The sequence below is a fragment of the Ostreiculturibacter nitratireducens genome (assembly GCF_032670585.1).
Lineage (GTDB): Bacteria > Pseudomonadota > Alphaproteobacteria > Rhodobacterales > Rhodobacteraceae > Ostreiculturibacter > Ostreiculturibacter nitratireducens.
This window is the reverse complement of record NZ_JAVQHL010000001.1, coordinates 1,287,548-1,312,119: the sequence shown is the minus strand read 5'-3', so window position 1 is coordinate 1,312,119 and position 24,572 is coordinate 1,287,548. Positions and strand designations below refer to the sequence as shown.

The following is a 24,572-nucleotide window of genomic DNA, read 5'->3' as shown; positions in this document are numbered from 1 at the left end:
GGAGGGCGGAATGCAGGATCAGAAGCGCAATGAAGCCGCTGTTGCCGGGACACTCGATGCGCCGGGGCGTGTCCTGCCTCTGAAGCCGCTCGCTGCGGCGCCGCAGCGTCCGCCTGCCCCGCGAGGCCGTATGAAGGCGCGGCACTGGGGCATCGTCGCGAGCTTCGTGGTTGTCGTCGCCCTGCCTGCCGCGATCTGCGCCTGGTACCTGTGGACCCGCGCGGCCGATCAGTTTGCGTCATATACCGCCTTCTCCGTGCGGCGCGAAGAAGTGAATTCGACGCTGGAGCTGTTCGGGGGGATCACGGCGCTTTCCGGGTCGAGTTCCTCGGATACCGACATCCTCTACGAATACCTGCGAAGCCAGGAACTCGTGGCCGATCTCGACCAAACGCTCGATCTTCGCTCCATGTGGTCGAAGGCCGATCCGGTGCGCGATCCGGTCTTCGCCTATCGCGCGCCCGGCACGATCGAGGATCTGGTCGCCTATTGGCCACGCATGGTGCGCATCAGCTATGATGCCGGGGCCGGGCTGATCGACATCCGCGTGCTGGCCTTCGATCCGTCGGACGCTCAACGTCTTTCCACGGCGATCTTCGAACGCAGCACGGCGATGATCAACGAGCTCTCGGCCGTCGCGCGTGACGACATGATCCGCTACGCCCGTGAGGAACTCGACGAGGCGGTGGAACGGCTGAAGGTCGCGCGCCAGTCCGTGACGGAGTTCCGGAACCGGACCCAGATCGTCGATCCCGAGGCGGATATCCGGACCCAAGTCGGTCTTCTTGCCACGCTTCAGGAAAACCTCGCCACGACGGTCATCGAGCTCGATCTCATGCGCCAGACGACGCGCGAGGGAGATCCGAGGATTGCCCAGATCGATCTGAAGGTCCGCGTGATCGAGGCCCGGATCGAGGCGGAGCGCAAGAAGCTTGGCATCGGGGCCGACGGGGCCGAGGGTGAGGCATTCGCGACATTGATGGGCGAATACGAACGGCTGATCGTGGAGCGCCAGTTCGCCGAGGAAACCTATACGGCCGCGCTCGCCGCATACGATTCCGCACGCTCCGAGGCGCGACGGCAAAGCCGCTATCTTGCCGCCCACGTCCGGCCGACGCTTGCCGAAGCCTCCGTCTTTCCACGGCGCGGGCTGGTCCTGTCGCTGGTCGGGCTCTTCCTCTTCCTCGGCTGGGCCGTCCTCACGCTTCTGGCGACGAGCCTTAGGGACCGGAGGTAGGAGCGGCCACGATGATCGACCTCGTGAACCTTGCGAAGGAGGTACGGCTTGGGGGCGCGCGGAAAGTGCTGCTGGAGCAGACGACGATGCGGTTGCCGCCGGGGCGCTCGATCGGGCTGGTCGGTCGGAATGGCGCCGGGAAGTCGACGCTCCTTCGCATGATCGCGGGCACGGTCGAGCCGACTGGCGGAGAGGTGCGGCTCGGTGGAACGGTGTCCTGGCCGGTCGGTTTCGCGGGGTCCTTCCACCCCGACCTCACGGGTGCGCAGAATGCCCGCTTCGTCGCCCGGATCTATGGCGTGGACAGCGACGCTCTTCTGGATTTCGTCGGGGACTTCGCCGAGTTGGGGCCGCATTTTCACGCGCCGGTCCGAACCTATTCCTCGGGCATGCGCTCGCGGCTCGCCTTCGGCGTCTCGATGGGGATCCACTTCGACACCTATCTGATCGACGAGGTGACCTCGGTCGGAGACAGCGCGTTCCGCGAGAAAAGCACGGCGGTGCTGAGGGAGAGAATGACGCGCTCAGGCGCGATAGTCGTCACGCATTCCATGGGAATGCTGCGCGAAATCTGCGATTGCGGGATGGTGCTGGAAGGTGGCCGGCTGGAGTTCTTCGACGATATCGACGCGGCGATCGCGGCACATCAGGCCCAGATGCGCGCCTGAGCCAGAGCCCTGCGGCGCAGATGTTCCGTGAACCGGGCGCGGAACTCCTCGTTCACGGCGTCTGCCTGCTTGCCTATGCGGGGCTTCGGCAAGGTGAGCGGCCCGATATCGACGCCCGTGAATGCACCGATCCGTTTCAGGAGGGCTCCGGGCTGTGCCTGAAGGCCCTCATAGGTGACGACGAGTCGCGGGATCGCGAAGGCATTGGAGAGAGTCGCGATCATCGCTTCGGACCGATGCGTTTCTTCCAGCAGGCGCTCCAGAAGCGCTTCGTCGTAGTTCACGCTGGCCCCGGGATCAGCCGCCTGAAGGCTCGTCCACCTCCTTGTCTGGTGGGCGATGAGGTAGGATACCGCCTGTCCGATGACATCCTGCCGGGTAATGTGGATGATCCTGACCCCGTCATAGAGGCGCGGCACTTCGAAGCGCAGAAGCATAAGTATCTGATCCCAGGACGCCTTGAAGCCGAAGATCCGGCCCGGCTTTCCGTACTCCGCGCTCACCCGTTTCACGTAGTCGGCCACACCCGATACGCCCCACTCTTTGGCATGGTTGAGCAGGCCCTCATGGTTCAGCAGTTCGTGGAATCCCGCGAACGCCCGGGTCGTCCTCAGGTAATGCGCGAGGAGGTTCGACCCCGATCGGTTCGAAAAGGCAAGAAGGACGAGCGGATGATCGAATGCCTGCGCCTCGCCCGCGCAGGAGACGCCGGCGCCGAAGACGGCGCGGATCTTCCGTTCGTGAATGCCTTGTTCGCCAAGGTGGTCACTGGATGACACGATCTTTCTCCGCCTTGTCAGGGTTGAAGTTCTTTTCGGCGGCATTGGAGCGGGATGCGGTCGTCATTTCGCCCTTGCCCGTGAGCGAATGCGCCTCACGCGGCGGCCGCCCGGCAGGGGAAGAAGCCGCGCGGCCGTCAGGTAGATTATGTAGAGGTCCAGGATTGCCGAGGCGTTCCGCTTGTAGATCAGGTCGAGCCGCGCTTTTCGCGGGATGCATCGCGTGACGTAGGCGCTCTCCGTCTCGGCGGCGGTCTTCGCCTTGGCCAGAAGCCTTTCCTCGTACGCGTGAAATATGATCGTGGCGAGGCCCGTGACGCCCGGGCGGACCTTCAGAACCTCGGTGTATGTCCCGCCATCGGCGCGGACGTAGCGCTCCAGCGGAGGGCGGGGCCCTACGAACCCCATCTCTCCCTTGAGGACGTTCCAGAGCTGCGGGAACTCGTCGATCCTGCTGCGCCGGAGAAGCCGGCCAAGGGACGTCACGCTCGCCTGCCGATCGCCACCGAGAACGGCTGAAGCCGCGCCCGCATCGGTGCGCGTCATCGTCCTCAGCTTGATGCAGGAAAAACGTCCCTGCGGCGCGCGCATCCTTTCGGAGACGTAGAGGACGGGGCGGCCGTCACGCAGAAGAACGGCAAGGCTGGCGACTGCGATGACGGGAAGGACGAACGGCAGCGCGAGAGCGGCCAGCGTCAGGTCGAGGAATCTCTGGCCCCGGTAGGCGGGGCCGGAGCTTTCCGACGACGTGACCGGTTGGCAGGTCGGACGTGCCCGTGCCGGATCGTGGCTGAGTGCCGTCATTCCCTCCTCCGTCTGCCGCGACTGTCCTACGTCCGGAGGAAAGACCGGCCATGGTTGAGGGCGCGTTAACGACAGGTTCCGCCGGCCGAATTTCCGCGCTGGCCGGTGCTGGTCCCGCGTCAGAAACGGCTGGGCAGGCAGGGCGCGAGATCCACGGGCGCGTCACGCCCCGAGAGGAGCGCGGCGACGATCGCGGCGGTCATGGGCGCCAGCGTCAGGCCGATATGGCCATGTCCGTAGGCATGGATGACTTCGGGGCCACCCGGCGATGGCCCGATGACCGGAAGGCTGTCCGGCATCGAAGGCCGGAATCCCATCCAGTTGCGGCTCGGTTCCGGAAGGTCGGGAAAGGTCGCGCGCGCGCCCTCGGCAAGCCGGGCGATCCGGTGCGGCGAGGGCGGCGCGGTCAGGCCGCCCAGCTCGACCGTCCCGGCTACGCGCAGCCGCCCCTCCATGGGGCAAAGGTAGAAGCCCCGCGAGGTCGGGCAGACGGGCCGCGACAGGTGGGGGTTCTCCATGTCGTACTCGAGGTGGTAGCCGCGCTCGGTGTCGAGCGGCACGCGGTCCCCCACCTGCTTCGCCAGAGCCTTTGAATGCGCGCCTGCCGCGATCACAAGGTTGCGCGCATGAAACTTGAGCCCGCCGCCGCCGATCACTATCCCGTCCACGCGCCGCTCCAGCGTGTCGACCCGCGCCGTCAGAAACCGCGCCCCGGCCTTTTCCGCCGCCTTGGCGAGAAGGCCCACCATCCGCCCCGGGTCGGCCATGAAGACAGCGTCGGGGAAATAGGCCCCGCCGCCCTCCGTCGGCGGGAGCGCGGGTTCGTAGGCGGCCAGCTCCACCGGTGTCAGGAGTTCCAGCCGAACGCCGAGCTGGCGGCGGAACAGCAGATCCGCCTCGGCTGCGCGCCGGGCAGCCGTGCTTTCGTACATGTAGATGCAGCCGCGAAGCCGCAGGATGTCCGTCCCGCCGATCTCCTGCGCCAGATCCCGCCAGCGCTGCGCTGCGTCGGAGAGAAGCGTCGCGAGCGCCCGCGCGTTCCGTTCGGCCTGCGCCGGCAACGATTGCCGCAGGAACCGCAGGAGCCAGGGGGCGAGCGAAGGGATGGCTGCCCGCCGGATGGCCAGCGGCGAACCGCGGTTGAAGAGAAGGCTCGGCAGGTTCCGGAGGACGTCGGGCGTTCCGACCGGCTGCACGGCATAGTCGGCGATCGTGCCGGCATTCCCGTAGGATGCCCCGGAGCCCGGGGGCTCGGGGTCGAGGACCACCACCTCGCGGCCCTCTGCCGCGAGGTCCCTGGCGATGGCAAGGCCGACGACGCCGGCCCCGATGACAGCGATATCCGTGGTTTCAGCAGTCATCGCGCCTGCATGCACGCCTGGTAGAGCGCCCGCGTGTTCGTGCGCGTCATCGCCACGGGGTTGCCGCCGCAGGAAGGATCCTCCAGCGCCATCTCGGTCAGTTCGTCCAGTCGCGATTCCTCGACGCCCATCGCCGCGAGGCCCCCGGGAATCCCGAGGTCGGAGCGAAGGTCCATGACCCTCGCGTAGAAACCCTCGAATCCGCCCTTGATGCCGATATAGGCCGCCGCAGCTTCGATCCGGTCGGAAATGGAGCTGCGGTTGAATTCCAGGACCATCGGCATCACCACGGCGTTCGTTGTGCCGTGATGGGTGTTGTAGACTGCGCCCACCGGGTGAGAAAGCGCATGGATCGCGCCCAGTCCCTTCTGGAAGGCGACCGCACCCATCGCGGCGGCCGACATCATGTGCGCGCGGGCCACCAGGTCGGTGGGATTGGCATAGGCCTTTGGCAGGTTCTCGAAGACGAGCCGCATCCCCTCAAGCGCGATCCCCTGGCTCATCGGATGATAGAAGGGGCTGGAATAGGCTTCGAGACAATGGGCGAGCGCATCCATCCCGGTGCCTGCGGTGATGGACTTGGGCATGCCCACGGTCAGTTCAGGGTCGCAGATCGTGACCGACGGAAGAATCTTCGGATGAAAGATGATCTTCTTCTTGTGGGTCTCGGAATTGGTGAGGACGCCGGCACGGCCGACTTCCGATCCGGTCCCGGCTGTGGTCGGCACGGCGATGATTGGCGCGATCCCACTGGCGTCGGCCCGTGTCCACCAGTCGCCGATATCCTCGAAATCCCAGACCGGCCGTGTCTGGCCGACCATGAAGGCGATAAGCTTGCCGAGGTCCAGCGCCGACCCGCCGCCAAAGGCCACCACGCCGTCATGGCCTCCGCTGCGGTAGACCTTCAGCCCTGCTTCCAGATTGCGTTCGTTTGGGTTCGGGTCCACCTCGGAAAACACCGCGCGGCCAAGCCCCGCCTCTTCGAGAATGTCGAGAGCCTGGGCCGTTATCGGCAGGTCCGCCAGCGCCTTGTCGGTGACGAGCAGAGGTCGCGTGATGCCGGTCGACTTGCAGTGGTCTGCCAGTTCCCTCAACCGGCCGGGGCCGAACTTCACGGCCGTGGGGTAGGACCAATTCGCGGTGGGAACGTTTGTGTCGGCGCTCATGTCGTGACTTTCTTGAGATGGAAGCTCTTCGGCCGCGTGACGGAACGGAAGCCCAGCACGGACAGGGCGGCGCCCCGTCCCGTGTCCTTGCACCCGGTCCAGCACAGTGCCGGATCGAGATAGTCGCAGCGGTTCATGTAGACCGTCCCGGTCTCGATCCGCCGCCCGATCCGCGCGGCGCGGTCCGGGTCCTTCGTCCACAGAGAGGCGGTCAGGCCATAGTCGCAGTCATTCATGGCCGCGATCGCCTCCTCGTCGTTCCTGACCGGCATGATGCCGACAACGGGTCCAAAGCTTTCCTCGCGCATCACGCGCATCTCGTGGTTGACGTTGACGAGGATCTGCGGCGCGAGGTAGGCGCCCCCGTCGTCCGCCGGAAAGAGCGCGGGATCGATCAGCGCCGTGGCACCTTCGGCCACCGCGTCTGCGATCTGGCTGCGCACCGTGTCGGCGAAGCGGCGGTTGGCCATTGGCCCGATCGTGGTTTCGGATTCGAAGGGGCTGCCGAGCTTCAGCTTCTCGACCCAGGCGACGGCCTTCTTCACGAACTCGTCGTAGAGGCTCTCGTGCACGTAGATCCGCTCGATCCCGCAGCAGCATTGGCCGGCATTGTACATCGCCCCGTCCATCAGGCTGTCGACCGCGGCGTCGAGGTCGGCATCATCCATCACGTAGCCGGGATCCTTGCCGCCGAGTTCGAGGCCGAGCGCCGTGAACGTTCCCGCCGCAGCCCTTTCCATCGCAGCGCCACCCGTGACGGAGCCAGTGAAGTTCACGAAGCCGAAGGCGCGTTGGCCGATCAGGTCTTCGGTCACGTCATGGGTGAGAACGACGTTCTGGAACACGTCCTCGGGCACGCCGCCGGAATGGAACGCCTCGGCCAGCCGTTCGCCCACCAGCAGGGTCTGCGAAGCGTGTTTCAGAACGACCGCGTTGCCTGCGATCAGCGCCGGGACGATCGTGTTGATCGCCGTCAGGTAGGGGTAGTTCCAGGGGGCTATGACGAAGACGACGCCCTGCGGCTCCCATTCGATGCGCCGCTCGAAACGGTCGGTATTCTCAGCGACCATCGGCGCCAGGGCCTCGGCGGCGATGCCGGCCATGTATTCGGTTCGCTCGTTCACCCCGCCGAATTCGCCGCCGTAGCGCGTCGGCCGCCCCATCTGCCAGGCGAGTTCCTCCACCACGCGGTCCTTCATCGCGTTGAGCGCGGCGACGCCCGCCTTCACCTTCTGGATCCGTTCCTCGAGCGGAAGCTCGGCCCAGCGGTGCTGCGCCTCCTTGGCGCGGGTAATCACGGCCTCCGCATCCGCGAGAGTCAGAGCCTCGCGTTCCGCGTAGACGCGCCCGTCGACGGGCGAGATGCACTTTATCGTCCTTGTCATGTCTTCCTCGCTCCCGCGCAGGTCATGCGCGTTCAAACCCTCGGTGCACTTCCCAGTCGGTCACGACCCGGTCCATCTCGGCAATCTCCCATTCTGCCGCATGCACGTAGTGCTCGACGACGTCATCCCCCATTGCTGACCGGAGCATCTTGGATCCTGACAGCAGTGCCGCGGCCTCGCGCAGCGATTTCGGAATCTCCCGCACGCCGCCCGTCTGGTAGAGATCGCCCGAAATCTCCGGTTCCAATTCCATCTTCTTCTCGATTCCTTCAAGCCCGGCCGCCAGGAGTCCTGCGCAAGCGAGATAGGGGTTCACGTCCGCCCCGCCGATCCGGCATTCGACGCGGACAGCCTTCGTGTCCGGTCCGCAGACGCGGAAGCCCGCAGTGCGGTTGTCGGTGCTCCAGACCGCCTTTGTCGGTGCGAACATGCCGACGCAGAAGCGTTTGTAGCTGTTCACATAGGGCGCAAGGAAGGCGGTGATCTCCCGGGCATGGCTCAGTTGCCCGGCGAGGAAATGGCGCATCGTGTCCGACATGCCGTGCGAGCCGTTCGGATCGTGGAAAGCGTTCCTGCCGTCTTTCCACAGCGACTGATGGATGTGGCTCGACGACCCGGCGTGCTTGTGGCTCCACTTGGCCATGAAGGTTGCCGCGACGCCATGCTGATGCGCGATCTCCTTGACGCCGTTCTTCACGATCGAGTGCATGTCGCAGGTATCTAGCGCATCGGAATAGCGCACGTTGATTTCTTCCTGCCCGGCCTCGGCCTCGCCCTTCGAGTTCTCGACGGGGATGCCCGCGCCGAAAAGGCCGTTACGGATCGCCCGCATCACGCCTTCCTCCTTGGACGTGCCGAGGATCGAGTAGTCGATGTTGTAGCGAGATAGCGGCGTCAGGCCGCGGTAGCCGTTGTCGAACAACTCGTTGTAGGCCTGTTCGAACAGGAAGAATTCAAGCTCGGAGGCCATCATCGGCGTGAAGCCCATCGCCTCCGCCCGCGCGATTTGCCGTTTCAGGATGGAACGGGGCGCCTGTGGAACGAGTTCGTGCGTATGATGGTCGAGGAAGTCGCACATCACCATCGCCGTTCCCGGCAGCCATGGCACGCGCCGCAAGGTGGCCATGTCCGGCTTGTGGACATAGTCGCCGTAGCCGGTCGTCCAGTTCGTGGACTTGTATCCCTGAACGGGTGTCATCTCCATGTCCACGGTCAGGAGGTAGTCGCAGCCATGCGTCTCCTCATGTCCGCTGTCGAGGAAATGCTGCGCGTGGAAGCGCTTGCCCATCAGGCGTCCCTGCATGTCCACGACGCAGGTCAGGACGGTATCGATCTCGCCCGAGGCCACGGCCTTCTTCAGCGCATCGAACGTGAGATTCGCGGGCATTTTTCCTCTCTCCCCGATACATCACATTCGGGCGCGATCCGGAGACCGCGCCCGGCAGGCATTTCTGGTTCGGACGTTCAGTAGCGGTAGGGCACGCCCGCCTTCACCATCGTATCGTTGTACTTCTTGATGATCTCCACAACCTTGGCCTTGGTCTCGCTCTCGGCGGCGATCTCGTCCCAGAACTTCTGGGCCTCGGCCTCGACCTGCTTCCATTCCGCGTCAGGGATGGTGGTCAGCTTCAGGTCCGTGCCCTCGACGCGCAGCTTCGCTTCGCCCGCCCAGTACCAGTGCTGGCGATAATAGTGCGACGAATCCATCGCGATCTTCAGCATCGTCTGCAGGTGCGGCGGAAGCTCGTTCCAGCGGTCCATGTTGGCGAAGAAATGCCCGATCCATGCGCCGGAGATGTTGTTGGTCAGGAAGTAGTCGGTCACCTTGGACCAGCCCACCGTGTAGTCCTCGGTGATGCCCGACCAAGCGATTCCGTCGAGTTCGCCCGTTTGCAGCGCGACCTCGACGTCTTCCCAGGGCAGCGTGACCGGTACCACGCCGAAGCGGCTTAGGAAGCGGCCGGCGGTCGGGAACGTGAAGACCCGTTTCCCGTTCAGGTCGGCGAGCGAATTGATCGGACTTTTGGTGGCGAAGTTGCACGGGTCCCATGATCCGGCCGAGATGTGCTTGACGCCGACCTTCTCGTATTCGGCCTTCCAGATCTCGTCGAGCCCGTAGGTGTTGAAGAGCGCAGGCACGTCGAGCGAGTAACGCAGGCCGAGCGGGAAGTAGCCGCCGAAGACGGTGACCTCGGTCGGCGAGGCCATCGAGTCGTCGTCCGACTGCACGGCATCGATCGTGCCCTTCTGCATCGCGCGGAACAGCTCGCTCGTCGGCACGAGCTGGTCGGCGAAATAGAGCTCGATCTCCATCTGCCCCTGCGCCATCTCGTTGAACGCGTCGATCGCTGGCTTGATCACGTGTTCGCCCAAGGCAGGGCCGGCATATGTCTGCAGACGCCACTTGATCGGAGCCTGCGCGTGAACGGCCGGCGCAGCCAGAGTCGCGGCGCCGGCGGCCGCCCCGGCGGTGAGAAACTTGCGTCTTGTCGTCGTCATCGTCTTTCTCCTTGCTGGTGGTCGGGTCCCCCGTTGGCCGGGGGTGTTTCATTTCGAATAGACGTGGTTCGGCAGCCAGAGCGCGATGTCGGGGAACGCCATCACGAGGACCAAGGCCAGGATCATCACGCCCACGAAGGGGACGATCGAGCGGTAGATGTCGATGATGGTGATCTCCCTCGGCGCCATCGCGCGCATCAGGAACAGGTTGTAGCCGAAGGGCGGGGTCATGTAGGCGATCTGGCAGGTGATCGTGTAGAGAACGCCATACCAGATCAGGTCGAATCCAAGCGCCTTGACCAACGGCACGTAGAGCGGCGCGACGATGACCAGCATCGCCGTGTCGTCGAGGAACGTGCCCATGATCAGGTAGGACAGCTGCATCAGGATGATGATCTCCCACGCCGAGAGGCCGAGCCTTTCGATGAAGAATCCCTCGATCGCCCTTACGGCGCCCAGCCCGTCGAAAACTGCCCCGAAAGCGAGTGCCGCCAGGATGATCCACATGAACATGCAGGACACGGCGAGGGTCTCGCGCGTCGACGTCTCGAAGACCTGGCGCGTGAACCGGCCCTTCACCACTGCGGCGGAGACCGAGGCGAGGGCGCCGATCACCGAGCTTTCGACGAGCGATGTGTAACCCGAGACGAAGGGCACCATCATCACCATGAAGATGAGCACGGGAAGGATCCCGGCCGTCAGAAGGCGCCGCTTTTCGGCAGGTGATACGGCCGACCGCTCCTCGGCAGAGAGGGTAGGCCCAAGCGCTGGATTGAGCCGGCAGCGAAGCGCGATGTAGGCGATGAACATCGCCGCCATCATCAGTCCCGGTATCACCCCGGCGAGCCACAGCTGCCCCACCGGCTGTCGCGCGATCATCGCGTAGAGGACGAGGACGACCGAGGGCGGCACCAGGATGCCCAGCGACGATCCCGCCTGGATCACGCCGGTCACCATCCGCTTGTCGTAGTTTCGCTTCAGGAGTTCCGGCAGGGCGATCGTCGCCCCGATCGCCATTCCCGCCACGGAAAGCCCGTTCATCGCAGAAATGACCACCATAAGGGCGATCGTGCCGATCGCGAGCCCCCCTGGAACCGGGCCGAACCAGACATGGAACATCCGGTATAGGTCGTCCGCCAGTCGCGCCTCCGACAGGACGTAGCCCATGAAGATGAACATCGGAAGCGTCAGCAGCGGGTACCATTTCATGAGCTTCATGGCGGCGGCGAAGCCCAGGTCCGACCCGCCCACGCCCCAGAGCGCGACCGACGCGAGCACGGCGACGAAGCCGATCGCGCCGAAGACGCGCTGGCCAGTCATCATCATCAGCATCATCGTGCTGAACATGAGGATGGCGATCCACTCGTAGGACATCAGATCTCCTCCCCGCGGATCTTCGCGACGTCGCGGAAGAAGAAGGCGATGGCCTGAAGGAGCATCATGAAGATGCCCAGGCACATGATGATCTTGATCGGCGCGAGATAGGGCCGCCAGGCGGTCGGGCTGCGCTCGGCGTATTCGAGCGAATAGGCCGTGCTTTCCACCGCGCCGTAGAGGAGAACGCCCAGGTAGAACAGAAGCGCGAAGACCGAGAACGCGTCGACCCAGGCGCGGGTCCGGTCGGACCAGCGGTGATAGAGAAGGTCCATCCGCACGTTGCTGTCCAGCTGCAGGGAATAGGGCCCCCCGAGCATGTAGTAGGCGACCATCGCGAATTGTGCCATTTCGAGCGTCCAGATCGAGGGCAGCGTGAACGCCTTCGAGATCGAGGACCACAAGAGGATCCCCATCATTACGAAGAGGATGTACATCGCCACCCGGCCGACCACGTAGTTCACCCTCTCGACAACCCGCACATAGGCTCTGATCCAACCGGGCATCACGTCGCGCTCCTTGCCGGCGGTGGGGCAAGCGCCGCCAGTGCCGCGGACAGGACGGGGGCGAGCGTGTCGGCCATGGCCTCCTCGGCTTCAGGTGTGGCGATCAGGTCGTTGCGGATTTCCAGCATCACGTTGGGCAGGCCGTAGGGCACCGCGTGAAGCCTGAGGGAATGAGTGACGCCGTCCGCCGCCGAGTAGGGGGCATTCAGTTCCGCCTTCAGACCGGTCCGGGACCGCGCGGCGGCAAGAACCTCCCGCGCAAGGGATGGGTCCGCGTCATGGATGACGCCGAGTTCGACGTCGCGCGGTGCTCCGAACCATGTCGGCGTGAAGCTGTGGACGGTGACGATGACCGGAAGCAGACCGACCGCGAGGCGTCGCGCGATCTCGCCGTGAAGTGCCGAGCAGAACGGGACATAGATCGCCTCTGTACGCTCCAGCCTCGCCTCCGCCGACAGGCTGGCATTTCCGGGGATGTCGTACATCTCGCTTCTTCCCACCATCGCGCCGGGGCTGTGTGGCGGGCGGTTGCAGTCGTATATCAGGCGCGAAACCTTCGCCGCGACGAATGCGCCGCCAAGCCGTGATAGCAGCCCCCGCGCCAGACCAAGCGCCCCGGGGTCCCAGGCGATGTGCGCCTGCCTCTGCTTGTCGGTCAGCCCGAGCGTGCCGAAGCGTTCCGGGAAGATGTTCGAAGCGTGCTCGCAGACGAAGAGAAACGGACCCTGTCCTGGGGCGGTTTCAACCATCACAACGGGGTCGGCCAGGGTCTGGGCGTTGTCCATCAGTCCCTTCGCGCGTCGCGAGTCACCCCTTAAGGCTCATCTGGCACCCCCTCTTCTGTCAACATCTTTCCGAAATCTGAAAATCTGTTACGATCTTTCCGCGCGACACCTGAGGGTGTTTTGCGCGCGGGAGGGGAGCGCGTGGCGGCGGCGAAGACGATCGAACAGGAAATCCGCGCGGCTTTCGACGGCCTGACGCGCGCGGAGCGACAGCTCGCAAGCCATATAACCCGGAACTATCCGGTGGCGGCCCTCGGCTCGATCACTGCGCTGGCGAAAGCGGCCGAGGTCTCCACGCCCACCGTCGTGCGGCTCGTGCAGAAGCTCGGCTACAAGGGATATCCGGATTTCCAGGCCCGTGTCCGCGTCGAGGTCGAGGAGCGCCTCATCTCACCCCTCGCCAAGCACGACCGCTGGGCCGGCGGCGCGCCCGAGCAGCACGTGCTGAACCGCTTTGCCGACGCGGTCCTGGCCAACCTGCAGGCCACGCTCTCGCAGATCGACCACGCCGAGTTTGATGCCGTCGCCGCCCTGATGGCCGACAAGAATCGGAAGGTCTTCGCCATGGGCGGGCGGATCACGCACGCGGCCGCGGACTATTTCGTCACGCACATGCGTGTGGTCCGGCAGGGTGTGACGCTGATCTCCGACATGTCGAATGCCTGGCCGCCCGCGCTGATCGACCTGGAGCCCGGCGACGTGCTTCTGGCCTTCGATATCCGCCGCTACGAAAACAACGTTCTGCAACTGGTGGAGATTGCCGCGGACCAGGGGGCGGAAGTCGTCCTGATCACGGACCAATGGGTCTCCCCCGCGGCCGCTCACGCCCGCTACCGGCTGTCCGCCCATGTCGAGGCGCCGTCGGCCTGGGATTCCACCGTTGCGATCCAGGTCCTCGTCGAAACCCTCCTCGCCGCGGTCGAAGCCCTGACCTGGGACGAGACGCGCGCGCGAATGAAGCGGCTGGAGGACCTCTTCGCCCGCGCTCGGTTCTTCCGACGTCCCAAGTAGTATCAGGCGAGCGGCGGCGGCGGCCGGTGCCGCATTCCCGAAAACGCGTTGAAGAGGATCGCGGCGAGTAGCACCGCGCCCCCCACGAGCGTGTTGAAGCTTGTCTTCTCGGCGAGGAACACGAAGACCCAGACCGGGGCGAGCATCACCTCGACCATGCTCAGAAGCGTCAGTTCGGCGGCCGGCACCGCGCGGCTTCCGGCCGTGTAGGCCGCCATCCCGCCGCCAAGGATCAGCGCGCCCATGAGCCCGGCTATCGCCATGTCGCGAACCGGCACCTCGATCGGCTCCCCGTTGAGGGTGAGGACGCCCACCGCCGTCAGAATCGACAGGACGCCGCCGATCACCACGGCCGGCAGCATGTCGCCGTTCCGCCCGCGCCTGAGGGTGATGGTGAAGATCGCGAAGCCGAGGGCCGAGACGAGCGCCGCCCCATTGCCCCATCCCGCGCCGAGCGCGAGACCCTCGCGCACCATCAGGAACATGCCGACCCCGGCTATCATGATCGCGATCCAGGTCGCGCCCCGGACCGGTTCGCGGAGGAGGGGCCATGCGAGGACCGCAGTCAGTAGTGGCGAGGCGGCGAAGAGGAAGACCGCGTTGGCGACCGAGGTCGACTGGATCGCGAAGATCGCTCCTGAGAACGCGAGGACCAGCGCGACGCCGCCGGCGACTCCGGTCCAGCCCGCGCGCCGGATGCGTCCGAAGGGTGCCCGGCCGGCGCGCAGCGCGATCACGGTGAAGAGGACGGGCACGAGACCGAGCGAGCGGTAGAGGAGGATCTGCCAGGTTCCCGCCGTTTCGATGAGCCGGATGAACAGCCCCATCATCGACCACAGGAGCCCCGCGATCAGCACGAGGATCACCCCGACCCGGTAACTTGGCTCTGACATGTCACGCTCCTCCCGAGCGCGACAGTCGTGCGGGCGCGTGCCGCAATCTGTCTTGATTGCGACCGACTGGCAGGTCGGTTTTTCGACTGTATCAGGGCCTTAGCCAGCCCGGGTCGAACGCGACGCGGTCGCAGCCCGCGAAACGGGCGAGCCGGTCGAGCTCCGCCTCCAGTCGCCGGAGCCTAAGCTTGCCCATCCGCACGCCCGGCTCCGGCCAGAAACCTGCCACCTGCAACACGCCCTCCGCCCGCCGTGCGCGGGCGTCGAGGCGGCCGATCAGAGCATCGCCCTCCATCACCGGGAACACGTAGTATCCGTAGCGGCGCTGCGCTTCTGGCACGAAAACCTCGATCCGGTAGTGGAAACCGAAGAGCCGTTCCGCGCGCGCCCGGTCCCGCAGGGCCGGATCGAAGGGTGACAGGATGCGCAGCCGGGCAGGGGCTTCCGGCGCGCTATCCGCCGCCCCGATCACGTCCGGCCGCGCGAAGGAGCGCCTCCGCGCCCCGTCCGCGCCTTCGACGGCGACCTCCTCGATTTCGCCGCGCTTCAGCGCCCTGGCGGCCCAGTCCTTCGCCTCCTCCGGCCGGACCTTCGCCCAGAACGCAGCGATCTCGCCCGTCGTCGCGAAGCCGAGCCGATCCAGCGCCGCGCCGCAGGCCCAGTCGATCGTCTCCGCCTCCGAAAGCGCCGGGGCCTCGGGATAGACCCTCTCGGCCAGGTCATAGACCTTGGCGAAGCCCTCCCGCCGCGTCACGGCGAGCTGCCCGCTTCGCCACAGGAATTCGAGCGCGGTCTTCGACGGATGCCATTCCCACCAGCCGCCCTTGCCCCGCGCCTCGTCCTCGCCGACCTCGCCCGACCGCACCGGGCCTTCCGCCGCGATCCGCGCGAGAACTTCGTCGAGCTTCGCTTCGAATTCCGGGCCCTGCCAGTCGCGATAGCGGCTTCTGAGCGTTTCGGCGTCCCGCGCGAAGCGAAGGCGCCAATGTGCGAGGAACTCCGTCGGGATCACCGAAGCGTCGTGGGTCCAGTGCTCGAAAAGCCTTCGGTCCTTCTCGAGAAGCCGTTTCAGCGCGCCGGGCCGGTAGGATTGACGCCGCGACCACAGGATCATGTGATGCGCGCGCTCGACCGTGTTGATGCTGTCCAGCTGCACGAAGCCGAGGCGCCGGATCAGTGCCAGCAGGTCATCGCCCTTGGCTGGTCCGACCGGCTGCTCGGCCAGCGCGTGCCGATCCAGGAACAGCCGTCGAGCGGCGCGGTTCTTCAGGACCGGAAGGCTCATCTCCAGGTGCAGTCGAGCAGCGACAGCCAGTTCTCGTGCGCGAGCTTCCTGAGCAGCGTCTCGCCATATCCGTGCTTCCTCAGTTCCTCGGTCAATCGCGGCAGCCCCGCGACGTCGCCGAGGTCGGCGGGCAGGGTCGCCCCGTCGAAGTCCGATCCGAAGCCAACGTGGTCCTCTCCGAGACGTTCGATGAGGTAGTCGAGGTGGCGCAGCACCGGGTCCCAGCCCTCGAATGGCCGCTTCCGTCCGTCCTCCCTCAGGAAGATGGTGGCGAAGTTCAGGCCGACCATGCCGCCGGTTTCGCGGATCAGCGCGAGCTGGCGGTCCGTCAGGTTTCGGGTCGAACGTGTCAGGGCATGGGCATTGGAATGCGTCGCCACCAGGGGAGCGTCCGAGATCGCGGCGACGTCGTCGAAGCCCTTCTCGTTCAGGTGCGACAGGTCCAACATGATCTTCAGCGCGTTGCACTCGCGGATGAGGCGCTTGCCGGCGTCGGTCAGGCCATCGCCCGTATCGGGGTCGCCCGGAAAGCGGAAGGGCACGCCGTGCCCGAAGATCGTCGGCCGCGACCAGACCGGCCCAAGGGACCGGAGCCCCGCCGCGTGCCAGACGTGGAGCGCGTCCAGATCCTCGTCGATTGCCTCCGCGCCTTCCATGTGCAGGATCGCGGCGATCACGCCCCGCGCCATGCAGTCGCGGATCTCGGGGACGCTCCGGCAGATCTTCAGGGTTCCCGTCCGCTCCATCCAGCAGAGATGCCCGACCATGGCCATCGCGACCGGCAGCGCGCCGTCGAGCCCGATGAGTTCGGGAAGCGGCAGGTCGTAGGGCGGCGCGTCCATGAGCTTGTCGTGATCGTGCCCGTCACCGGCCTCGGGCGAGGGGATGTAGACCGCGAAGAAACCCCCGGCGAAGCCGCCCTGCTTCATGCGGGGAAGGTCGAGGTGCCCCTTGCCGTCGCCCTTGAGCCAGATCGTCTCCCGGTCTTCCGGCGCCTTCAGAAGCCGCAGCAGAAAGTCGTTGTGGCCGTCGAATACCGGGATCATGAAGCCTCCGCCGGTCTGTAACCCTCGCTCGCCGCAAGGAGCTTTCGTGTATAGGGGGTCTCGGCGCGACGGGCACGAAGATCCGCGCGCGCCAGTTCCTCCACCCCCTCGCCATTCTGCATGACCAGGAGCCGTTCGCACATGTGCCCGACCACGGCGAGGTCGTGGCTGACCATGAGGTAGGTCAGCCCCCGTTCCGCGCGGAGCCGGTCGAGGAGGTTCAGGACCTCCGCCTGGATCGAGGCGTCGAGCGCCGAGGTCGGTTCGTCCAGAAGGAGCACCCTGGGTTCCAGGATCAGCGCGCGCGCCACCGCGACGCGCTGGCGCTGCCCGCCGGAAAGCTGGTGCGGGTAGCGGAAGCGGAAGCCCTGGCCGAGGCCCACGTCGGCCAGCGCCTGGTTGATCCGCTCCTCGCGCCGGTCGAAGCCGTGGATGGCCAGAGGCTCGGAAAGGACCCGGTCCACGGTGTGGCGGGGATGGAGGGAGGCATAGGGATCCTGGAAGACCATCTGGACCCGGCGGTAGAAGGCCGCGCTTCGCGGCGTTCGCAGGGGCATGCCGTCCATCCGGATCTCCCCCGCGCTGGTCGGCGCGAGCCCGCATATGGCCCGCAGCACGGTCGATTTGCCCGACCCGCTCTCCCCCACGATCCCGTAGCTTTCGCCCTCATTCACCGCAAGGCTGACGCCCTGCACCGCGTGGACGGCGTCGAGACCGTGGCCGAAGGTGACGTGGAGGTTTTCGATCTCGATCAGCATCAGAGCGCCCAGGACGCGTCGCGGCGAAGCGTGGGAAGGGGCCGCGCGCCTCCCTCGATCTTCGGCAGACAGTTCATTAGACCCTGCGTGTAAGGGTGCTGCGCCTTGTGCAGGTCGGCGGCGCGCAGCTCCTCGACCACCCGCCCGGCATACATCACCAGAACCCGGTCGCAGAAAGAGGACACGAGCCGCAAGTCGTGGCTGATGAGGATGAGGCCCATGCCGCGCTCCGCCACGAGCTTGTCGAGGATCCGCAGAACCTCGATCTGAACCGTGACGTCGAGGGCCGAGGTCGGCTCGTCCGCGATCAGGAGGTCGGGTTCGGTCACCAGCATCATCGCGATCATCGCGCGCTGCCCCATGCCGCCGGAAAGCTCGTGCGGGTAGGCGCGAAAGACCCTCTCGGGGTCGCGGATCTGCACCGCCTCCAGCATCGCGAGGGCGCGCGCCCTTCGGTCGGCGCGGCTTTCGCCGCCGTGGAACTTCAGGACCTCCATCAGTTGCCTGCCGATCTGCATGACAGGGTTCAGCGAGAATTTCGGGTCCTGCATCACCATCGTCATCCGCGCGCCTCTGAGCTTGCGCCAGGTGGCGGGCGAGGCCGCGCGCAGGTCGATCCCGTCGAATTCGAGCCGCTTCGACGTCGCGACGCCCGGCGGCGGTGTCAGGCCCAGGATCGCGCGGCCCGTCTGCGACTTGCCGGACCCGCTTTCGCCCACGATGCCGAGCCTTTCGCGGCCAAGCGCGAAGGAGACGCCCCGCACGACCTCGGACGGGCCCTGCCGGGTGGGGTAGGTGACGCGAAGATCGTCGACGGTCAGAAGCTCGGTCATTTGCGCCCCTTCGGATCGAGGACGTCGCGCAGGCCGTCGCCGAGCAGGTTGAACCCCAGTGAGACGACGAAGATCGCGATGCCCGGGATCGTGGCGACCCACCACTGGTCGATCAGGAAGTGCCGCCCCGCCGCGACCATCGCGCCCCATTCCGGCTGCGGGGGCTGCGCGCCGAGCCCCAGGAAGCCAAGGCCCGCTGCCGTCAGGATGATGCCGGCCATGTCTAGCGTGACGCGGATGACGACCGACGAAAGGCAGAGCGGAACGATATGCCCCCAGATGATGCGGACCGGGCCCGCACCTTGCAGCTTCACCGCGGCGATGTAGTCGCTGCCCCGGACGGTCAGCGTCTCGGCCCGGGCCAGGCGGGCATAGGGCGGCCAGGATGTGATGGCGATGGCGATGATCGCGTTCTCGATCCCCGGGCCGAGTGCGGCGACGAAGGCCAGCGCGAGGATGAGGCGCGGGAAGGCAAGGAAGATGTCGGTGATCCGCATGAGAATTGTATCGACCCAGCCGCCGAAATAACCCGAGGTCGTGCCGACGAGCAGGCCGATGGGCGTCGCGATGACTGCGACGAGCGTGACGACGAGAAGCGTCAGCCGCGCGCCATGGACCACGCGGCTGAAGATGTCGCGGGCGAGGTCGTCGGTTCCTAACAGATAGCCGTCGGCGCCCGGCGGCAGAAGGCGCGCGGTGCGCAGGTCGCCGCCAACGACCGGGTCGTGCGGTGCGATCACGTCGGCGAAAGCCGCCACGACGACCAGCGCGATGACGATCCCCAGCCCGACCATGGCGAGCCAGTTCCCGCGGAAGGACAGCCATGTCCGGTAGGCCTGCCCGAGCCTCGCCTGCCGCCGCGAGGCGGGTTGTTCCGACAGGAGCCATTCGCGCGTCACCGTCATCCACGCCTCCGGACACGCGGATCGAGCAGCGTGTAGAGCAGATCCGACAGGAGGTTCAGCCCGACGAATATCGCGCCGATGACCAGCGTGCCGCCAAGGACCGCGTTCATGTCGGCGTTCTGGAGGCTGTTCGTAAGGTATTGCCCGAGGCCCGGCCAGGCGAAGACCGTTTCGGTCAGGACGGAGCCCTCGAGGAGGCTCGCATAGGAAAGCGCAATCACCGTGACGAGCGGCACGGCGGCGTTCCGGAGCGCGTGGACCCAGATGATCCGCCATTCCGGCACGCCCTTCACGCGCGCGGTCGTCACGTATTCCTGCGCCAGTTCCGCGAGCATGAAACTGCGGGTCATCCGGCTGATATAGGCCATCGAGTAATAGCCCAGCAGCGATGCCGGCAGGAGAATATGGCTCAGCACGTTGCGGAAGGCGTCCCACTGCCCCTGGCTCGCGCTGTCCCAGAGGAGCAGCCCCGTCCGGGGCGTGAAGGTGTACTCGTAGGCGATGTCGATCCGCCCCGGGCCGGATACCCAGTGCAGGCGGGCATAGAAGACGAGAAGTCCGACGAGGCCGAGCCAGAAGATCGGGGCGGAATAGCCGATGAGCCCCAGGACACGCACGATCTGGTCGGCCAGCCGGCCCTGCCGCACCGCGGCCAGAACTCCCATCGGGATGCCGATGAGCGTGCCGATCAGAATGGAGACGGTGGCGAGTTCCACTGTCGCAGGGAAGACGCGCGCGATGTCGTCGGTGATGGCCCGCTTGGTCAGGAAGCTCTGCCCGAAATCTCCGCTCAGGACCTTCTGGAGGTAGATCCAGAACTGCTCGTAGAGCGGCCGGTCGAGGCCAAGCTCGACGTAGACGCGGTCATAGACCGATTGCGGCGCCCGGTCGCCAATCACGGCCAGGACCGGGTCGACGGGCACGACGCGCCCGATCAGGAAAGTGACGATCAGCAGGCCGAGGAAGGTCAGCGCCACGGTCGCGAAAAGCTTCGCGATCCGCCAGAGCCAGAGGGCGCCGCGGCGCCCCCTGATCTTTGTCATTAGGGGCATCTTACTTGGTCACGCCCGCATAGTTGTTGGAGTCGAACGACGGCCCGATGACGAAGCCCTGGACGTTTTTCCGGCGCCCGATCACCTCGATCTCCTGGAACATGATGACGAAAGGCGACACTTCCTGGTGCTGGCGCTGCAGCGCCAGGTACATCTCCGCGCGCTTGCCCGCGTCGGGCTCCAGCACCGCGGCGTCGGCCTCGGCGGTCATCTCGGGGATATCCCAGGCGTTGCGCCAGGCCAGCGGCTTCGAAGCCGCCTCGTCGCTGTTGTCCGGGTTGCGCGCGAAGGTGTCGGCGTTGGTGTGGGGGTCCTGATAGTCCGGTCCCCAGCGGCCGATGTAGATGTCGTGGTTGCGCGCGCGGTACTTGGTCAGCGTCTGCTGCCCATCGCCGGGGATGAGTTCGAGCTTGATCCCCGCCTGCGCCATCGTCTGCTGGATCGCCTGCGCGATCCCGGTGATGTCGGGCGTGTTGCGGGTGTCCATCGTGACGGTGAACCCGTCCGGCACACCTGCTTCCGCGAGGAGCGCCTTCGCCTTCTCGACGTCGAGCGAGAAGGGCGTGTCTTCCAGCGCGCCAAGGAAGCCCTTGGGCAGGAAGGCCTGGTGCACCTGCACGGTGCCCTTCATGATCGTGTCGGCGATCGCCTGATAGTCGATCAGGTATTTCATCGCCTGGCGGACCTGCGGTTTCGAGAGGTACTCGTTCTTCTGGTTCAGGCCGAGGTAGTAGATCGCGCCCTTCACCCCACTCTCGATGACGATGTCGGGGTTGGAGGAAAGTGCATCGATCTCGGTCGGCCCGAGGTCTCGGGCGATGTCGATGTCGCCCTGTTCCAGAAGCAGGCGTTGCGTGGCGCCTTCCGGAATGTGGCGGTAGATCACGCGCGCCATCGCCGGCTTGTCGCCGGAGAAGTTTTCGTTCCGCTCAAGAACGACGGCCTCGTTCGCCCGCCATTCGCGGATCGTGAAGGGGCCGGACCCGGCGTAGGCCGTCTTCAGCCATTCGTAGCCGAAGTCGCCATTCGCCTCGTGCTCCATCGCGAGCTTCTTGTCGACGACCGAGGCGACGGTCGACGTCAGGCAATAGAGAACCAGCGTCGGCGCATAGGCGTTGTCCATCTTGAAGTCGAAGGAATAGTCGCCGGTCTGCACGACCATCTCTTCCACGTTGTCGGCGTTCAGGCCGAACTGCGTGAGGATGAAGGCCGGCGACTTGTCGAGCTTCACGGCGCGGACGAGCGAGAACACCACGTCCTCGGCGGTGATCGGGTTGCCGGAGGCGAAAGTGCGTCCCTCGCGGATCGTGAAGGAGATCGACTTCCCGTCCGGAGCCACCTGCCAGCTTTCGGCGATCACGCCGAAGATGTTCGACACGTCGTTCGGGTCGTAGCCGATCAGCCGCTCATACGTGTTGCCGGCGATTTCGGCGGCGGTGAATTCGAAGATTTCCGCAGGGTCCAGCGAAATGATGTCGTCGATTGCCCAGGCCTGGATGAACGTGTCAGGCGGCGCCTCGGCCCGGGCGGGCACCGCTCCGATCAGCAGCGCCGAGAGAGCCGCTGCAAGTAGCTTGCGACTGTGTAGCATGGCTTGAGTTCCTCTCTGTTGGAGTCTCGTGCGTGCCCGCGCCGTTGCCCGGCGTCAGGCCGACATGCACCGATTAACCGTCGGGCCCAATTTTGTGTCAAGCGCCTTGAGGGGCGGAAAACCTCAGACGAGCGGGGAACTTGAGCATTGCCGCGTCGGTGGGCAATTGGCTAGGGTCTGGCGGACAGTGCAGGGGAGGGGCCGACGCATGCGTCTCAAGGACAAGCGAATTCTCATCTCGGCTGCGGGGCAGGGTATCGGCCGCGCCAGCGCCATCGCCTGCGCGGCGGAAGGCGCGAGCGTGATCGCGGTGGACATCGACGCCGGGAAGATGACCGATCTGCCGGAAGTTTCGGGCGGCAGGATCGAGACGCGACAACTCGACGTGCGTGACGCGGACGCGATCGCCGGGATGGCCGCGGATTTGCCGCCCCTCGATGGCCTCTTCAATTGCGCGGGCTTCGTCCACCACGGCACGGTGCTGGAGATATCCGAGGAGGACTGGGCTTTCAGCCTCGACCTCAACGTGACCTCGATGTACCGGATGCTGAGGGCGTTCCTGCCGGGAATGCTTTCGCGCGCGGAGGAGACGGGCGGGGTCGCGGTGCTGAACATGGCGTCGATGGCCGGCTCGATCAAAGGCTTCCCGAACCGCACGGCTTATGGCGCCACCAAGGCTGCCGTGATCGGCCTGACAAAGGGGGTCGCTGCTGACTTCGTGAAGCAGGGCCTCCGCTGCAACGCGCTCTGCCCCGGCACCGTGGACACGCCGAGCCTCAGGGGCCGGATCGCCTCGGCGGCCGATCCCGTGCAGGCCGAAAAGGATTTCATCGCCCGCCAGCCGATGGGCCGGCTCGCGACTGTGGACGATATCACGCCGTTGGTGGTCTATCTCCTGTCTGACGAAAGCCGTTTCGTCACCGGGCAGGCGATGCTCGTCGACGGCGGCGTCACGATCTAGGAAAGGAAACCAGCATGAAACTGCTCCGCTACGGGCCCAAGGGCCTCGAGAAACCCGGCCTGCTCGATGCCGATGGCCGCGTCCGGGATCTGTCAGGCGTGGTTCCGGACATCGCCGGGAACGTTCTGGAGCCGGAGGGTATCGCCCGGCTGAAGGCTCTCGACCCCGCGAAGCTGCCGGTGGTCGCGGGGACGCCGCAGGACGACCTTCGGCTTGGGCCATGTGTGGGCCAGGTCGGCAAGTTCGTCTGCATCGGCCTCAACTACGCCGACCATGCGGCCGAAAGCGGCCTTCCGGTGCCGGCGGAGCCGGTGATCTTCAACAAGTGGACGTCGGCAATCGTCGGTCCTGATGACGACGTGGAAATCCCGCGCGGCTCGGAGAAGACCGACTGGGAGGTGGAACTCGGCGTCATCATCGGCAAGCCCGGCCGCTACATCGAAGAGGCGGATGCGCTGTCCCACGTCGCCGGATACTGCGTCGTCAACGACGTCAGCGAGCGCGAGTTCCAGATCGAGCGCGGCGGCACCTGGGACAAGGGCAAGGGCTGCGACACCTTCGGCCCGCTCGGCCCCTGGCTCGTCACTCCGGACGAGCTTGGCGACGTCGGCAACCTCAACATGTGGCTCGACGTGGACGGCGTGCGCCGCCAGAACGGATCCACTTCCACGATGATCTTCAACGTGGCGCATATCATCAGCTACTGCAGCCGCTTCATGTCGTTCCAGGCAGGCGACGTCATCACCACGGGAACGCCTCCGGGCGTCGGCATGGGGCACAAGCCGCCGGTCTATCTGAAGGGCGGCGAGGTCATGAAGCTCGGGATCGAGGGGCTCGGGACGCAGACCCAGAAGGTCGTCCGGGCCTGAGTGCGCGGCGATGGAGCTGGGTCTTCCGGACAGGGCGGTGTTCTTCACGCGGCGCGAGTCCGGCGCCGCCCTCCCGTCGCGGATCAGGGACGAGCCCCCGAAGTCCGGTTGCGGCCGACGCGACGATTTCCGCGCCTTGCCCGGATGCAATCCGATCCATCGCCAGAGGCTCGCCCGTGCCCGCACGGACGGGCCAAGCACCGGAAGTCGTGCCAGTTGCCGCATGACGCCTGCCTCAGGGATCGCGGACAGGCTCGACTTTCTGTTTCCGGCACTCGCCGGGCGCGGGACGGGGAGGCGGCGCTTCACCGATAAGACCCATACCCGTCTCGACCGGGCGCGGAAGGAATAGCCGATGGGTGGGGCTGAGACTCCGCAGCTCAGGATCCGGCTGGTTTTCGGCAAGGGGCGAATGATCGGCCCTGGCAAGGCGGACCTGCTCGACGGGATTGCCGAGACCGGTTCCATCGCTGCGGCAGGCCGCCGTATGGGGATGAGCTACAAGCGCGCCTGGACGCTGGTGGAAACCATGAACGACATGTTCGCCGAGCCCCTCGTCGAAAGCGCGCGTGGGGGCGCTCAGGGTGGCGGGGCGCGGCTGACCGAGGCGGGGGTGGCGATTCTTGCGGCCTATCGCCGCCTCGAGGCGGCGAGTGTCGAGGCCGCGGCGAAGGAGGTCGCGGAGATAACGGCGCGCATTCGGGTGGAAGAATAGGGATATGTCTTGTCAGAAATAACGCTTGCCCCGCACTTGTCTCCGGATGATATGTTTCGCGGGACATATCGCTCCTGAGGTTCGCCGTC

At 65.9% G+C, this 24,572-nt stretch carries 24 protein-coding genes; 6 read left to right on the top strand and 18 right to left on the bottom strand.

The genetic code is table 11. The annotated features are described in order from the left end of the window. The first annotated feature begins 10 nt into the window (after positions 1-10). Positions 11-1,237, top strand: coding sequence for a KpsE/RkpR family capsule polysaccharide export protein (locus ABCN56_RS06335; protein WP_343079911.1), 1,227 nt, complete (start codon positions 11-13; stop codon positions 1,235-1,237). An 11-nt stretch (positions 1,238-1,248) separates the two neighbouring features. Then, a complete protein-coding gene (locus tag ABCN56_RS06330; RefSeq protein WP_343079910.1) occupies positions 1,249-1,905 on the top strand; it encodes an ABC transporter ATP-binding protein in 657 nt (218 codons plus the stop codon). Here ABCN56_RS06330 and ABCN56_RS06325 read toward each other — a convergent pair. The 10 genes from ABCN56_RS06325 to ABCN56_RS06280 form a co-directional block, all read right to left on the bottom strand. Then, on the bottom strand, positions 1,884-2,684 hold the full coding sequence (locus tag ABCN56_RS06325) for a Stf0 family sulfotransferase (protein ID WP_343079909.1): 801 nt from the start codon (positions 2,682-2,684) through the stop codon (positions 1,884-1,886). The two genes, ABCN56_RS06330 and ABCN56_RS06325, sit on opposite strands and share 22 nt — an antisense overlap. Positions 2,685-2,747: 63 nt before the next feature. Beyond that, a complete protein-coding gene (locus ABCN56_RS06320) occupies positions 2,748-3,488 on the bottom strand; it encodes a sugar transferase (protein WP_343079908.1) in 741 nt (246 codons plus the stop codon). A 119-nt stretch (positions 3,489-3,607) separates the two neighbouring features. Next, positions 3,608-4,849: an NAD(P)/FAD-dependent oxidoreductase gene (locus ABCN56_RS06315; protein WP_343079907.1), complete on the bottom strand. Its 1,242-nt coding sequence runs from the start codon at positions 4,847-4,849 to the stop codon at positions 3,608-3,610. Next, on the bottom strand, positions 4,846-6,015 hold the full coding sequence (locus ABCN56_RS06310; protein WP_343079906.1) for an iron-containing alcohol dehydrogenase: 1,170 nt from the start codon (positions 6,013-6,015) through the stop codon (positions 4,846-4,848). The genes ABCN56_RS06315 and ABCN56_RS06310 overlap by 4 nt, the downstream gene beginning before the upstream one ends. Then, complete coding sequence (locus ABCN56_RS06305; protein WP_343079905.1) at positions 6,012-7,400, bottom strand: aldehyde dehydrogenase family protein; 1,389 nt, start codon at positions 7,398-7,400, stop codon at positions 6,012-6,014. The genes ABCN56_RS06310 and ABCN56_RS06305 overlap by 4 nt, the downstream gene beginning before the upstream one ends. Before the next feature lie 22 nt (positions 7,401-7,422). Then, entirely contained in the window at positions 7,423-8,787 is a 1,365-nt protein-coding gene (locus tag ABCN56_RS06300; protein ID WP_343079904.1) for a glutamine synthetase family protein, read from the bottom strand. A gap of 77 nt (positions 8,788-8,864) precedes the next feature. Next, the gene (locus ABCN56_RS06295) at positions 8,865-9,899 is read right to left on the bottom strand and encodes a TRAP transporter substrate-binding protein (protein WP_343079903.1); all 1,035 of its coding nucleotides are present in this window, start codon (positions 9,897-9,899) and stop codon (positions 8,865-8,867) included. Between the two features lie 48 nt (positions 9,900-9,947). Further along, entirely contained in the window at positions 9,948-11,273 is a 1,326-nt protein-coding gene (locus ABCN56_RS06290) for a TRAP transporter large permease (RefSeq protein ID WP_343079902.1), read from the bottom strand. Further along, complete coding sequence (locus ABCN56_RS06285) at positions 11,273-11,779, bottom strand: TRAP transporter small permease subunit (RefSeq protein WP_343079901.1); 507 nt, start codon at positions 11,777-11,779, stop codon at positions 11,273-11,275. The genes ABCN56_RS06290 and ABCN56_RS06285 overlap by 1 nt, the downstream gene beginning before the upstream one ends. Beyond that, complete coding sequence (locus tag ABCN56_RS06280) at positions 11,779-12,564, bottom strand: N-formylglutamate amidohydrolase (RefSeq protein ID WP_343079900.1); 786 nt, start codon at positions 12,562-12,564, stop codon at positions 11,779-11,781. The genes ABCN56_RS06285 and ABCN56_RS06280 overlap by 1 nt, the downstream gene beginning before the upstream one ends. Before the next feature lie 141 nt (positions 12,565-12,705). On the opposite strand from ABCN56_RS06280, the gene ABCN56_RS06275 reads away from it, so the two are divergent. Further along, positions 12,706-13,575 (top strand): MurR/RpiR family transcriptional regulator, encoded by an 870-nt coding sequence (locus ABCN56_RS06275; protein ID WP_343079899.1) that lies wholly within the window; start codon positions 12,706-12,708, stop codon positions 13,573-13,575. A 2-nt stretch (positions 13,576-13,577) separates the two neighbouring features. Here the strand turns inward: ABCN56_RS06275 and ABCN56_RS06270 are convergent, their stop codons facing one another. From ABCN56_RS06270 to ABCN56_RS06235, 8 genes are all read right to left on the bottom strand, one after another. Then, positions 13,578-14,468: a DMT family transporter gene (locus ABCN56_RS06270; protein ID WP_343079898.1), complete on the bottom strand. Its 891-nt coding sequence runs from the start codon at positions 14,466-14,468 to the stop codon at positions 13,578-13,580. 91 nt (positions 14,469-14,559) lie between these two features. Beyond that, complete coding sequence (locus ABCN56_RS06265) at positions 14,560-15,753, bottom strand: winged helix-turn-helix domain-containing protein (protein ID WP_343079897.1); 1,194 nt, start codon at positions 15,751-15,753, stop codon at positions 14,560-14,562. Then, entirely contained in the window at positions 15,750-16,799 is a 1,050-nt protein-coding gene (locus ABCN56_RS06260) for a dipeptidase (protein ID WP_343079896.1), read from the bottom strand. The genes ABCN56_RS06265 and ABCN56_RS06260 overlap by 4 nt, the downstream gene beginning before the upstream one ends. Continuing rightward, positions 16,796-17,557: an ABC transporter ATP-binding protein gene (locus ABCN56_RS06255; protein ID WP_425466076.1), complete on the bottom strand. Its 762-nt coding sequence runs from the start codon at positions 17,555-17,557 to the stop codon at positions 16,796-16,798. Before ABCN56_RS06255 ends, ABCN56_RS06260 begins: the two co-directional genes overlap by 4 nt. After that, positions 17,557-18,390 carry an ABC transporter ATP-binding protein gene (locus ABCN56_RS06250; RefSeq protein WP_343079895.1) on the bottom strand — a complete coding sequence of 278 codons (834 nt, stop codon included), beginning with the start codon at positions 18,388-18,390 and terminating at the stop codon, positions 17,557-17,559. The genes ABCN56_RS06255 and ABCN56_RS06250 overlap by 1 nt, the downstream gene beginning before the upstream one ends. Then, positions 18,387-19,289 carry an ABC transporter permease gene (locus ABCN56_RS06245; protein WP_425466085.1) on the bottom strand — a complete coding sequence of 301 codons (903 nt, stop codon included), beginning with the start codon at positions 19,287-19,289 and terminating at the stop codon, positions 18,387-18,389. The genes ABCN56_RS06250 and ABCN56_RS06245 overlap by 4 nt, the downstream gene beginning before the upstream one ends. A gap of 2 nt (positions 19,290-19,291) precedes the next feature. Continuing rightward, complete coding sequence (locus ABCN56_RS06240) at positions 19,292-20,347, bottom strand: ABC transporter permease (protein WP_425466075.1); 1,056 nt, start codon at positions 20,345-20,347, stop codon at positions 19,292-19,294. 1 nt (position 20,348) lies between these two features. Next, positions 20,349-21,938, bottom strand: a complete 1,590-nt coding sequence (locus tag ABCN56_RS06235; RefSeq protein WP_343079892.1) for an ABC transporter substrate-binding protein — start codon at positions 21,936-21,938, stop codon at positions 20,349-20,351. A gap of 208 nt (positions 21,939-22,146) precedes the next feature. On the opposite strand from ABCN56_RS06235, the gene ABCN56_RS06230 reads away from it, so the two are divergent. The 3 genes from ABCN56_RS06230 (at position 22,147) to ABCN56_RS06220 (ending at position 24,483) form a co-directional block, all read left to right on the top strand. Further along, entirely contained in the window at positions 22,147-22,899 is a 753-nt protein-coding gene (locus ABCN56_RS06230; protein ID WP_343079891.1) for an SDR family oxidoreductase, read from the top strand. Positions 22,900-22,913: 14 nt separating this feature from the next. Further along, positions 22,914-23,768 carry a fumarylacetoacetate hydrolase family protein gene (locus ABCN56_RS06225; RefSeq protein ID WP_343079890.1) on the top strand — a complete coding sequence of 285 codons (855 nt, stop codon included), beginning with the start codon at positions 22,914-22,916 and terminating at the stop codon, positions 23,766-23,768. Between the two features lie 355 nt (positions 23,769-24,123). Beyond that, a complete protein-coding gene (locus ABCN56_RS06220; RefSeq protein ID WP_343079889.1) occupies positions 24,124-24,483 on the top strand; it encodes a winged helix-turn-helix domain-containing protein in 360 nt (119 codons plus the stop codon). Positions 24,484-24,572: the final 89 nt, after the last annotated feature.